Here is a 12,131-nt window from a genome sequence, read left to right as displayed (position 1 = left end):
TATCAATAAACGGCATTAAAACAAAGTTTTACGCTGTCAGTTCGACCTTTTTGTAATATAATTAGCAAATTCTACAAGAAGACCTTCATGCATATTCACTTCTTTTAATGCGCCTATCGCTGATTCATACTGTTTTTGCAACTGCTCTTTCGCACCGGCTAGCGTTAAGATTGAAGGATATGTATTTTTTTCACTTAATACATCTTTTCCAGCGGTTTTTCCAAGTTGCTCTGAAGTTCCTTCGATGTCTAAAATATCATCTTGAATTTGAAATGCCAAACCTATATGAAATGCATAAGTTTGTAACGCTTTCATAATTTCTTCCGAAGCATTTGCTATAATTCCACCGGCTAATATGCTATAGGAAAGAAGTGCCCCTGTTTTATTTATATGAACTTTTTCTAGTTCATCAAGTGTCAACGATTTGCCTTCACCTAATATATCTAGTACTTGTCCACCAACCATCCCTTCCGCTCCTGCGGCATAGCTTAGTCGTTCGATCAATTGTATTTTCTGTTCTGCTGTTAATTCAGGAAGTCGTGCTACTATTCCAAACGCAAGTGTCAGAAGTGCATCCCCTGCTAAAATAGCAAGTGCTTCTCCAAAAACTACATGATTTGTTGGTTTTCCTCGTCGAAGATCGTCATCATCCATTGCTGGAAGATCGTCATGAACAAGGGAATACGTATGAATCATTTCAATCGTGCAAGCCACAATTGTTGCGTCTTCACTTTTTATGTTCAGTTCTTCTAATACTGCAAGTGTAAACAATGGTCTAATTCTTTTCCCACCTGCTTGAAGCGAGTATGCCATCGCTTCTTTTAACTTTTTAGGGGCATGAATTTCTTGTATTAACTCGGCAAGTTTTTGTTCAATAATCGGCTGATTGGTTTGGATGAAAGCTTGTAATTCATTACTCATTTGCATTACCAACTTCTTCTGTCTTTTCTCCCATGAAAGAGACTAATTGCTTTTCTGCACTTTGTAATTTTTCACTACAAAGTTTCGAAAGCTCCATGCCTTTTTGATACAATTCTATAGCGTTTTCTAGTGGTACATCCCCTTGTTCCAGTTGGCGAACGATATTTTCCAATTGTAGCATTGCTTCATCGAATGGTATTTCTTTTTTTGTCATGAATTTTAGTCCCCTTTCTCTTTCACTTCTACCTGCTCTACGATCGCTTCGACACGACCATCTGATAGTGTGACAACGATAGAATCGCCTAGCCTAACATCGTTGACTGATTTCACGAGTTTTCCATCTTTATACGTAATACTATATCCACGATCCATGATTTTTAATGGATTTAATGCTTCTAACGTGCGAATAGATCCAATAAATTGTTGTTGATGCTTTTCATAAGTTGAAAAGGCCACTTGGTTCAGTTGGTTTGTAATAGATTGTACTGATTTATAATGCTGGTCTATTAGCTTTTGGGGAGAAAGTTGCATCAATCTATTTTGCATTTGACCGAAATGAAGCCACTTATCTCGGTACAAACGATTTGTTTCTCTTTGTAATTGCTGCTCCGCGCGGACATATCTCTCTATAAAAGGACGATATAACTTTTCAGGAGTTGCAAGCACGGGAGATTCAATCGCACGCTTATATCTATTTTTCTCATCCGTTAGTTTTTTGGATACAAAATGTAAACAAGCCGATTGATAGGATAAAATGTTCTTCATTAAATTTTCTTTACTTGGAACAGCCATTTCTGCAGCGGCAGTTGGGGTAGGGGCACGCAAGTCAGAAACGAAATCCGCAATCGTCGTATCCGTCTCATGTCCAACAGCACTAATGATTGGTATCTCACTATTTGCAATTGCCCTTGCTACTATTTCTTCGTTGAATGCCCACAAATCTTCAATGGATCCTCCACCTCGTCCAACAATGAGTACGTCTATGGAACGTAAACTATTTGCTTGCTCAATCGATTTGACAATCGAAGGTGCCGCTTGGGGACCTTGTACAATACTCGGAAACACAACTACTTCGCTAATCGGATACCTGCGTTCTAAAGTGGTTAATATATCACGTATTGCTGCACCAGTTTTCGAAGTAACGACCCCGATTTTTTTAGGGAATGCCGGAATTTCTTTTTTGCGGCTTGGGTGAAATAATCCTTCTTGTTCTAATTTCTTTTTTAATTGTTCAAAAGCGAGGAAAAGTTCTCCAATGCCGTCCGGTTGTATACTAGATGCGTAAAGTTGATATTGTCCTGCTGCTTCAAATACGTTAATATCTCCACGAACAAGTACATTCATCCCACTCTCCGGAGTGAATTTGAGCGCTCTGGCATTCATCGCAAACATGACGGATGTGACCCTTGCCGCCTCGTCCTTCAACGTAAAATAAATATGCCCGCTTGAGTGGACTTTCACATTGGAAAGCTCCCCTTTTACGTACACATCACGCAAGTGCGTATCTGCATCAAATTTTCTTTTTATGTACTTAGTTAACGCTTTTACAGTTAAGTATGTATGTGATGTCACGAACGAAACAACTCCTCAGACTATTGGCAAGGTAAAAGCTGTCTTTCTGTAGAAAAACAGCTTTTAGCATTATTAGTTGATAAGGGTATTTTCCGCCGCTAAGCATGTGTTTTCCATTAGCATAGCAATCGTCATTGGGCCTACCCCGCCCGGTACTGGCGTGATTTTAGAAGCAACTGCTTGTGCAGATGCAAAATCAACGTCGCCACAAAGCTTATTGTGTTCATCACGATTAATACCAACGTCGATCACAACTGCGCCTTCTTTAATGAAGCTTGCATCAATCATTTTCGCACGACCTGTAGCAACTACTAAAATATCCGCTTGCTTTGTAAATGTATGTAAATCTTTCGTTTTGGAATGGCAATACGTTACGGTTGCATCTTTTTGTAATAATAGTTGCCCCATCGGTTTACCAACAATATTACTTCTCCCAATAATTACAGCATGTTTTCCTGCTATTTCTACATCACTGTATTCTAGAAGTTTCATAATACCGAACGGCGTACAAGAAAGGAATGTTGGTTGACCAATCATCATTTTACCAACGCTTTCTGGATGAAAACCGTCTACGTCTTTAAGAGGAGAAATAGCTGCAATAACGCGATCTTCATCTATTTGTTTCGGTAAAGGTAACTGTACTAAAATACCATGGATTTTTTTATCATTATTTAACGTTTCTACATGTTTTAGTAGTTCTTGTTCTGTAATATTTTCTTCTAGTTCAATCATGACAGAATGCATGCCCAGTCTTTCACATGTCTTCGTTTTGTTGTTAACATATGTTTGGGAAGCTGGATTATTTCCAACTAAAACAACTGCTAATCCAGGTGTGACACCTTGTTCTTTTAAACGCTCTACTCGTTCTTGAACTTTTTCTGTTACTTGACTTGCAATTTGCTTGCCATCAATTTTATTATTTGACACGTTTAACGCTCCTTCATTTTATATAGATTATTGCACTTTATATTTGGATAATACACCATTTACGAAACGACTTGACTTTTCATCACCGAAAACTTTGCAAATTTCCAACGCTTCATTAATGACTACTTTTCCTGGTGTTTCCTCTGTATATAATAATTCGTATACAGCTATACGAAGAACTGTTCGTTCTATTTTAGGTAATCTAGCAAGTGACCAGTTCTCTAATTTGTCTACTAAAGAAGCGTCAATCTCTTCTTTATGCGCAAGCGTACCGGTTACTAATTGCGTTAAAAATGGGTCTTGTTTCTCTGTAACATGCCCAATGGCCTCTTCTATGGAAATCTCGTGATTGTCTAACTGAAATAGTGCTTGCAATGCTAGCTCTCTTGCTTGTCTTCGTTTCATGAATAAGTTCTCCTTTAAATGTAGCTATCTAAAGAACAATAATAGCATATTTCCCCCCATAATGCGTAGGAGAAGAAAGAAAAAATGAAAAGAGCCACCAGAGGGGTGACTCTTTTCTTATTATTCTGCTGTTTCAAATTGCACACCGGTAATATGAACATTTACTTCTTTCGGGGAAAGACTCGTCATATTCTCGATTGCTTGGCGGATTTGTGACTGTACTTCTCTTGCAACAGTAGGTACAGAAATGCCATATTTCACTAAGCAATAGACATCGATAAACAATCCATCGTTCGTGATTTCTGTTTTAATCCCTTTGCCATGGACTTTTTTTCCAAGTCGTTCAACAACACCAGCAGCAAAATTACCGCGAGTTCCAGCAATTCCTTCTACTTCGTTTGTTGCAATACCTGCAATTACTGTAATTACTTCAGGAGCAATTTCAATTGTTCCTAAGCTTTCTTTTCCTTCAGGAGTCATTTGAACAAACTTTTGTTCGTTAGTTTCTGTCATTTAGAACACTCCTTTTATGAATTCATTACATCGTATTTCTCTAAAAACTTCGTATCAAAATCTCCAGATACAAACACTTCATGATTCATGAGCTTTTCATGAAAAGCAATCGTAGTTTCTACTCCTTCTATTGCAAATTCGGAAAGAGCACGTTTCATCTTAGCAATTGCTTCTTCTCGTGTTTCCCCGTACGTAATTAGTTTTGCTACCATGGAATCATAGAATGGTGGAATGTTATACCCTGGATAAACTGCAGAGTCCACACGGACACCTAGACCACCCGGTGGCAAGTAAAATTCTACTAGCCCTGGAGAAGGCATAAAGTTTTTCGCAGGATTTTCTGCATTGATACGGCATTCTATTGCCCACCCATTAAATTTAATATCTTTTTGTTCGTATGGTAATTTTTCTCCAGACGCAATGAGAAGCATTTGTTTGATCAAATCTATCCCAGTAATCATTTCCGTTACAGGGTGTTCTACTTGAATACGTGTATTCATTTCCATGAAGTAGAATTTCTGATTGATGTGATCGAAAATAAATTCTACCGTACCAGCACTTTCATAACCTACTGCAAGTGCTGCTTTTACAGCAGCTTCTCCCATTTCCGCACGAAGTTCTTCTGATAATGCCGGAGAGGGCGCTTCTTCTACCAGCTTTTGCATACGTCGTTGAACAGAGCAATCACGTTCACCAAGGTGAATTGCGTTGCCATATCCGTCTGCAAGTACTTGAATCTCTACATGGCGAAATACTTCGATGTATTTTTCTAAGTATACACCTGGGTTACCAAATGCTGCAGCCGCTTCTTTTTGCGTAATTTTAATCCCATTAATAAGGTCTTCTTCATCTTTTGCAACGCGAATTCCTTTACCGCCTCCGCCAGCAGTTGCTTTAATGATAACGGGGAATCCGATTTCTCTCGCTATATTTAGTGCATCTTCTTCTGTTTCCACAATTCCTTTTGACCCCGGAACTATTGGAACACCTGCTTTTTGCATTGTTTCTTTTGCAACGTCTTTAATACCCATACTTCTAATCGCTCCAGAAGTTGGTCCGATAAATTTAATATCGCATTCTTCACAAAGCTCTGCGAATTCAGCATTCTCTGCTAAAAATCCATAACCAGGATGAATTCCTTCACAACCAGTTAGTTTCGCTACGCTAATAATATTCGAAAAGTTTAAATACGAATCTTTTGATAATCTTGGTCCGATACAATATGCTTCATCTGCAATTTGGACATGAAGGGCTTCGCGATCTGCCTCAGAGTATACTGCGACCGTTTCAATCCCTAACTCTTTGCACGCACGGATGATACGAACGGCGATTTCACCACGATTGGCGATTAATACTTTTTTCATTCTTTATAACCCCTTTCCTCGTCTTTTGTTTATTTATATTCCTTTTACGAGGAACAACGGTTGACCATATTCAACTAATTGGCCGTCTTTTACAAGAATTTCTACGATTTCGCCTTCTACTTCTGCTTCAATTTCGTTGAATAGTTTCATCGCCTCAACAATACAAACGATTGACTCGGTCGATATTTTACTGCCTACTTCTACATAAGCTGCCGTATCCGGGGAAGAGGATTGATAGAATGTACCAACCATTGGAGAGGTAATTTTATGTAGTGAGTGATCTTCTGTAACTGGTTTCACTTCCGTCACAACTACTTCTTCCTTTACTTCACTTACAGGCTCTGGTTGTACTTCTACAATTTTTGGTTGTTCCACTACAGAAGAGCTTTCGAATGTTTGTCCAACTGTTGTCACAGTTCCTTTGTCATTCTTTTTTAATTTAATTTTCGTACCATCTGATTCATATAAAAATTCGTCCAATGAGGATTGATCAATCAATTTAATAATTTCTCTGATTTCTTGGATTTTCATGTTACTTATCTCCCTTTTATATACATTATTAATACTTACTCTACCCATTTTAGACGTTTTTACGATAATTTGAAATAGCTAGGTAGGAAATCTTGTGAAAGAATGAAAAAAAGCGCCCACAAAAGGCACTTTTTTCTTATAATCCGTTGAATTTTACTTCGACATTATACGCTTGTGGCCATTCTCTTTTTACAGCGTAAATGATATCCGAAGCTTTTTTAGTAGATTGTTCGTTCGCAACAACATCTATTAAGACATCCTTGTCTTCGATGCGTACAAGTGCATCATCATAACCTAGTGATTTAATGACAAGCTCTAACATCGCTTCTGTGGAGTCTATTTTAATTAATTCTTCAATTTCGTTAAACGCTGCATCTTTTTGTTCTGTAGTAAAATCATTCGAACCGACTTTTGATGTTAATGTGTCCCGAAGTTGACTTCGTTTTTGTTGCACTTCCATTCTCATCTCTTCGAATTCATTACTGTGAGAAGCAAATGATTCTTCATTCGTAGAGGATGTTTCAACTAATTCAACATCCTCTAAAGTGTCATTGGAAAATAGGGCGATTCCATCAAAAGGGGATGGGCGATCCGATAAGTAGAAAACCGTCACTACCGCTACTAAACTGATTAAAGTTAAAAACCATACTGATCTCTTTTTTATATTCATATTATTTATCCTCCATTTCCATTTCTTGTATCACAATTCGATGTGGAGCTATTTGCAAAACAGATGAAAGGGTCTTGATCAATTTATTTTGTACGCGTTTATCCCTCGCTCCTTCCGCTACTACTAGTATTCCAATCAGTTCTTCCTTGTCCCCCCTACTGTCACTTGTCCACTGGAAAAATGATACTTCACTTTCCGTTGTTTTTTCAGTGCTCTCTTTATAATGAAAATAGACTTCCACTCGACCAACCCCACTGATTTTCTCCAATATGTAGCCTAAATCTTCTGTTGTTTTGGGAGCTAGTTTTGTATCTTGATCATTACTTCCATCATTCCAAAAGAACATTTCTGAAAAAAGTAGACTGATGATGAGAACAGCAATACTTATGACAACAAAACGAAAAGTGGGCTTTTGTTTGAATGTTATAACGCTTCACCCTTCTTTTCATGATGGATACAATACTTTATGCAAGACAAACTATTTATATGAAGAGAAAGGACAAGATCCAGAAGATTATCGCAATTTTTACGAGAAAGTCTATCCGTTCACTGCCTGAACCTTCTAGTAATATCGAAAGAAGTTCCCCAACGACTGCAATCAGCAAGAGACCAAACAAGAAACTGGAAACGATTTTATTTATCCTTTCACACTTATGAGTAATTTCGCAAAAAGCATCGTTAAAATAATCGTAAAAAAGAAAGCAAATGCAATTAAAACGGAAAGTATGGACAATACGAACAATGTTCTACCAATATCATCTAGTAAACCACTAATATTGCCATCGATAAAAGGATCAAGTATAGCTCCTAATAATCGGTATAAAAAAGCGATTAAAATCGTTTGAATCGTCGGTATCGATACTAAGATTAATACAGAAAAAAGCACTGCATTACCTGTAACAACCGAAGCAGAAGATGAGTAACTTTTCATCGTACTAATACTTTCTGTTAAAAGAGATCCGACAAATGGAATATTATTCGCGATTAGTCGTTTTGCTGATTCGCTAACCGCACCACTGACCGACCATGTGAAGACCCCGTTAACAGTCATAAAAAAACTATATAAAACTAAAATAATAGAGGTAGTCCCAACTAGTGTCATCCGAATGAGGTCCGACATTTTCGAAAAAGAAGTAGCCGGATGAATTCGGGTAATGATATCGAAAATGAATGCTGCCATGATGGAAGGTATTAACACTTTTTCGGCTAATATCGTCGTAAAAGAAGCAAATACCATCACCATCGGATTCCATAGAGTGATTAATAACGCGCCCCCAGATATCGCTATTCCCGCCGTTAATAAAGGATACATTCCTAAAAAAAGCGTGACCAGTTGATTGGAGAGAGCTTGAATCATATCTAATGTTCGAATTGCGGGTTCTAAACAATAAAAACAAATAATCATAATGAACAAAAATTTAAATAGTCGTGTACTTTTTGGTATCAACCATTCTAAACAAACAAACACCAATCCAAACAGTAGAATATACATAAATGTTTGGATGACTTCTTTCACTGGCTGCAATAATGTCTGTAACATTTCATCCATCATTCACTGTTCATTCCTTCAAGAAAGTAATCCGAGTACAGAAAAAAACTTTTCGTAAAATTGCTTCATATGTTGCAGCCACGCGAGGAGTATGATTGCTTTTGTAGTAAATGTAAACATTGTTGCAAGGCTTGTATATTCGTAGTCCAAAAGAAGTTCTTCCACAATTTGAGAGATAAAAAGTAGTAACACAGAAAAAAGGAGTAATTTAAATACGGGTAGTAGGGCAACTGGAACGACGGAGAAATACTGCGATACAAACGGTACTACAATAGACATCACTAAATACGTTAAAAAAAGAAAAACATAAATCGTATAGATAATCGAATGTAATCGTGGATACGTTTCTTTTACTAATAGCAGTAAGCAAAATGCGAGAATAATCGTAACATATACACTCATTGGTTAACTCGTCATAAGAAGCCATTCTAAAAATGACGAAATCTCATAAAAAAATAACCTTAATAAGCGCAACAATTCGATTGTCATATATATATACCCAACAAAAAACAAGAAAAAAGCAAATTCTTTTTTACCAGTCGATTCGAAAAACAAGTGAAGAATAGCAATTAATAAGCCTATACCCGCAACTCGAAGTACATCGTGAAGTTCCACAATGCCTCCCCCTTCCATACGAATAACATATGAACGGAAATCCGAGAATATGAAAAAGATTATAGCAAATTGTGAGACTCTCCAAATAAAACTCTATACTTTCCCATCAAGTAAACTTGCATTTTAAGAATTGGTTGCTTTCATCGACATTTTGGTTGCTCTCATGCTGATTTGATTGCTTTTCGATTAGAACTGGTTGCTTTCAATAATCAATTGGTTGCCCTAATCCATTTACTGGATGCACATATTCGATAAAACCATATAAAATTTTGTTTTTAGCTGGTCAACACTGATAAATAAGTTATATCCTTTGATTTGCGCTTTAGGCGGCGGTACTGGCTCATCGCTCACCCGGCGGAAAACGTCCGACTGCAGCGAAAATCACAGCCGTCACCTGATAAAGCTTTTTACGACGCATTATTTCTATCTCACGTACAATGTAAAGAATGCCACCTTATGTTACTTGAAAAAAATTATCAAGATGTCTTAATTTTTATAGTTTCCTAAACATAAACAAAATAGCGAGCCTTCTCTCGATAAAATCGAGGAAAGACCCGCTACTTATTTTTATGCTCTGATAGGCTACTTGTGCTTTAATCTTAAGCTCTTGAAACGTATGAACCTTCATCTGTGTTGATGATCAATTTATCTCCAACGTTGATGAATAATGGAACAGTTACTACTAAACCTGTTTCTAGTTTTGCTGTTTTAGAACCACCACCAGAAGTGTCTCCTTTAATACCTGGTTCTGTTTCTGTTACTTCTAATTCAACTGATTTTGGTAATTCTACTCCAAGTGTTTCACCTTGGTACTGAATTACATGAATTTCCATGTTTTCACGTAAGAATTTCAATTCGTACTCGATTTGTTTTTCGCCTAGCTCTAATTGCTCGTAAGAATCTGTATCCATGAATACATGTTGATCCCCACTTGCATATAAATATTGCATTTTTTTATTGTCAATTTGTGCTTTTTCTACTTTTTCACCAGCACGGAAAGTTTTCTCATTCACTGATCCGTTACGTAGGTTTCTTAGTTTAGAACGTACAAACGCTGCACCTTTTCCTGGTTTTACATGTTGGAAATCAAGTACGCGGTAAAGTACACCGTCTACTAAAATTGTTAAGCCTGTTTTAAAATCATTTACTGAAATCATGTATTTTCCTCCAAATTTTAAGATAGTATTAATAGTTCTTTTGTCGAGTGCGTTAGCTTCTCTAAACCATTTTCCGTTACAAGTGCATCATCTTCAATTCGTACGCCACCGATATTAGGCAAGTATATACCCGGTTCAATCGTAATGACCATGCCTGGTTCTAGCACAATATCCGAACGGAATGATAATCCAGGACCTTCATGCACCTCTAGACCAATACCATGCCCTAATGAATGCCCAAATGCTTCTCCGTATCCTTTAGAAGCAATATAATCACGTGCAATTGCATCTGCTTCTTTACCAGTCATACCCGGTTTCACTTTTTCTAAAGCAAGTAATTGTGAATCAAGAACAACTTGGTAAATTTCCTTCAGTTGTTCGCTAGGCTCTCCAACTGCAATTGTTCGTGTCGTATCAGAAATATAGCCATTGTATACGGCTCCAAAATCTAATGTCACAAAGTCGCCAACTTCAATCACTTTATCCGATGCAACACCGTGTGGCAGCGCGGAACGAACTCCCGAAGCAACGATTGTATCAAAAGAAGAGGAAGTTGCGCCACGCTTGCGCATGAAAAATTCCAACTCATTGGACACTTCAAGCTCTGTCATTCCTGGTTTTATGTATGTAACGATATGCTCATAAGCCTCATCTGCAATACGACAAGCTGCCTTTATTATACTAATCTCTTCGTCGGTCTTTATCAAGCGAATTTTTTCCACTAATCCTGCTAGTGGCACTAAATCAGCTTTGACAGCTTGTTTATACAATTCAAAGCTACTGTATGTCAAATCCTCTTTTTCAAATCCTAATGATTGAATGCCCATTTCCGAAACTTGAGTTGCTACTTCTTCGATTAACGTTTTCTCATGTTTTACAATACGGAAATCTTGTATCTGGCTTGCCGCTTGTTCAGTGTAACGGAAATCCGTTATAAAAACGGCGTCGGTTTTGGAAACAATCGCAACACCAGCCGTTCCAGTAAAGCCTGTCATATAGTGTCTATTGTATCCATTTGTAATTAATAAAGCGTCAATCCCTTTTTCTTCTAACGCTCTGCGTAATTTAGCAAGTTTCATTATTACCCCTCATCTCGTTTTCTAAATAACCACTGCCTATTATTTTATCATACGAAATAAGGATGGTAAATTTTCATTTGCTTAATGGTTTATCTTGCGCATGGAAAATAGCAGATTCCATTAAAAACCGCGTAGCCAGGATAACAATACATATAAAGGGAATAGACATTTTTTTTATCGTTTTTTCGATTGTACTAGCATCTAGAATAATCCATTCCAGTGCAAATGCTATTAGCAGCCCAAGTGCGATGCTCGTAATAGCTACCGGTATTTTCATAAACAACAGACTAATGTAGTATAAAACAATGCTAGCTGCCCATACGAAGAGGAACAAAATTCCCCATTTTATAAACACATTGCTATCCTTCAAAACATTAAAAGTATCTGAAAAACCGACTGGATCCCATTTGATAAATTGAAAAAAATCTAATATTTTAAACATGATTACTGTAACTACTGCCGCTGCAAAACCAGTACTGATCGCTAAACCTTTCATACTAAATCTCCTTAACGTTTTTACTTTAGTGTAGGCTTTGAAAGGATTATTTAAACAACAAAATAAAAAGTGTTCGTGGCTTGTTCTCTGGAGCTATAAAAGATTGTTGGGCAATATAGCGATACTGCGTGGTAGTGAGCTGGATGAAGTATCCGCTGTAAGGGCGCCACATCGTGTGGCAACGCCTTCGTGACCAACATCCTGTTGGCCACGGCAGGAGTTGCCGACTGAAGCGAAAATCAATAGAGATCGCTTACTTAATCAGTATCCACTCGCAAAAAACAAAATTTCTGCAGTATTTCGTCTAGGTGATTCCAATAAATGGCTTAGGG

16 protein-coding genes are annotated in these 12,131 nt (G+C 37.4%); all 16 read right to left on the bottom strand.

Annotated features, from left to right (window positions below):
* Positions 1-36: 36 nt before the first annotated feature.
* The 16 genes from FG383_RS12070 to FG383_RS11995 all read right to left on the bottom strand — a co-directional run bounded on the left by FG383_RS12070 (position 37) and on the right by FG383_RS11995 (position 11,799).
* Complete coding sequence (locus FG383_RS12070) at positions 37-921, bottom strand: polyprenyl synthetase family protein (RefSeq protein ID WP_142607645.1); 885 nt, start codon at positions 919-921, stop codon at positions 37-39.
* Entirely contained in the window at positions 914-1,135 is a 222-nt protein-coding gene (gene xseB / locus FG383_RS12065; protein WP_142607644.1) for an exodeoxyribonuclease VII small subunit, read from the bottom strand. Before xseB ends, FG383_RS12070 begins: the two co-directional genes overlap by 8 nt.
* A 5-nt stretch (positions 1,136-1,140) precedes the next feature.
* Positions 1,141-2,493 (bottom strand): exodeoxyribonuclease VII large subunit, encoded by a 1,353-nt coding sequence (gene xseA, locus FG383_RS12060; protein ID WP_142607643.1) that lies wholly within the window; start codon positions 2,491-2,493, stop codon positions 1,141-1,143.
* A 72-nt stretch (positions 2,494-2,565) separates the two neighbouring features.
* On the bottom strand, positions 2,566-3,420 hold the full coding sequence (folD, locus tag FG383_RS12055) for a bifunctional methylenetetrahydrofolate dehydrogenase/methenyltetrahydrofolate cyclohydrolase FolD (protein WP_142607642.1): 855 nt from the start codon (positions 3,418-3,420) through the stop codon (positions 2,566-2,568).
* Between the two features lie 27 nt (positions 3,421-3,447).
* A complete protein-coding gene (gene nusB, locus FG383_RS12050) occupies positions 3,448-3,825 on the bottom strand; it encodes a transcription antitermination factor NusB (RefSeq protein WP_142607641.1) in 378 nt (125 codons plus the stop codon).
* Between the two features lie 120 nt (positions 3,826-3,945).
* On the bottom strand, positions 3,946-4,338 hold the full coding sequence (locus FG383_RS12045) for an Asp23/Gls24 family envelope stress response protein (protein WP_142607640.1): 393 nt from the start codon (positions 4,336-4,338) through the stop codon (positions 3,946-3,948).
* A gap of 14 nt (positions 4,339-4,352) precedes the next feature.
* On the bottom strand, positions 4,353-5,702 hold the full coding sequence (gene accC, locus FG383_RS12040; RefSeq protein ID WP_142607639.1) for an acetyl-CoA carboxylase biotin carboxylase subunit: 1,350 nt from the start codon (positions 5,700-5,702) through the stop codon (positions 4,353-4,355).
* Between the two features lie 33 nt (positions 5,703-5,735).
* Entirely contained in the window at positions 5,736-6,233 is a 498-nt protein-coding gene (gene accB, locus FG383_RS12035; RefSeq protein ID WP_142607638.1) for an acetyl-CoA carboxylase biotin carboxyl carrier protein, read from the bottom strand.
* A gap of 136 nt (positions 6,234-6,369) precedes the next feature.
* Positions 6,370-6,903, bottom strand: coding sequence for a SpoIIIAH-like family protein (locus FG383_RS12030; protein ID WP_142607637.1), 534 nt, complete (start codon positions 6,901-6,903; stop codon positions 6,370-6,372).
* A gap of 1 nt (position 6,904) precedes the next feature.
* A complete protein-coding gene (locus FG383_RS12025; protein ID WP_142607636.1) occupies positions 6,905-7,249 on the bottom strand; it encodes a hypothetical protein in 345 nt (114 codons plus the stop codon).
* Positions 7,250-7,540: 291 nt separating this feature from the next.
* Positions 7,541-8,455: a stage III sporulation protein AE gene (locus tag FG383_RS12020; protein ID WP_142607635.1), complete on the bottom strand. Its 915-nt coding sequence runs from the start codon at positions 8,453-8,455 to the stop codon at positions 7,541-7,543.
* A gap of 15 nt (positions 8,456-8,470) precedes the next feature.
* A complete protein-coding gene (locus FG383_RS12015; RefSeq protein ID WP_142607634.1) occupies positions 8,471-8,854 on the bottom strand; it encodes a hypothetical protein in 384 nt (127 codons plus the stop codon).
* Between the two features lie 3 nt (positions 8,855-8,857).
* Positions 8,858-9,067, bottom strand: a complete 210-nt coding sequence (locus FG383_RS12010; protein WP_142607633.1) for a SpoIIIAC/SpoIIIAD family protein — start codon at positions 9,065-9,067, stop codon at positions 8,858-8,860.
* A 599-nt stretch (positions 9,068-9,666) separates the two neighbouring features.
* Positions 9,667-10,224 (bottom strand): elongation factor P, encoded by a 558-nt coding sequence (efp, locus tag FG383_RS12005; protein ID WP_142607632.1) that lies wholly within the window; start codon positions 10,222-10,224, stop codon positions 9,667-9,669.
* 17 nt (positions 10,225-10,241) lie between these two features.
* Entirely contained in the window at positions 10,242-11,306 is a 1,065-nt protein-coding gene (locus FG383_RS12000) for a M24 family metallopeptidase (RefSeq protein ID WP_142607631.1), read from the bottom strand.
* A gap of 70 nt (positions 11,307-11,376) precedes the next feature.
* Positions 11,377-11,799: a hypothetical protein gene (locus FG383_RS11995; RefSeq protein WP_142607630.1), complete on the bottom strand. Its 423-nt coding sequence runs from the start codon at positions 11,797-11,799 to the stop codon at positions 11,377-11,379.
* Positions 11,800-12,131 lie beyond the last annotated feature (332 nt).

It is taken from the genome of Psychrobacillus soli (assembly GCF_006861775.1).
Taxonomy (GTDB): domain Bacteria; phylum Bacillota; class Bacilli; order Bacillales_A; family Planococcaceae; genus Psychrobacillus; species Psychrobacillus soli.
This window is presented reverse-complemented; position numbering and strand designations above follow the sequence as displayed.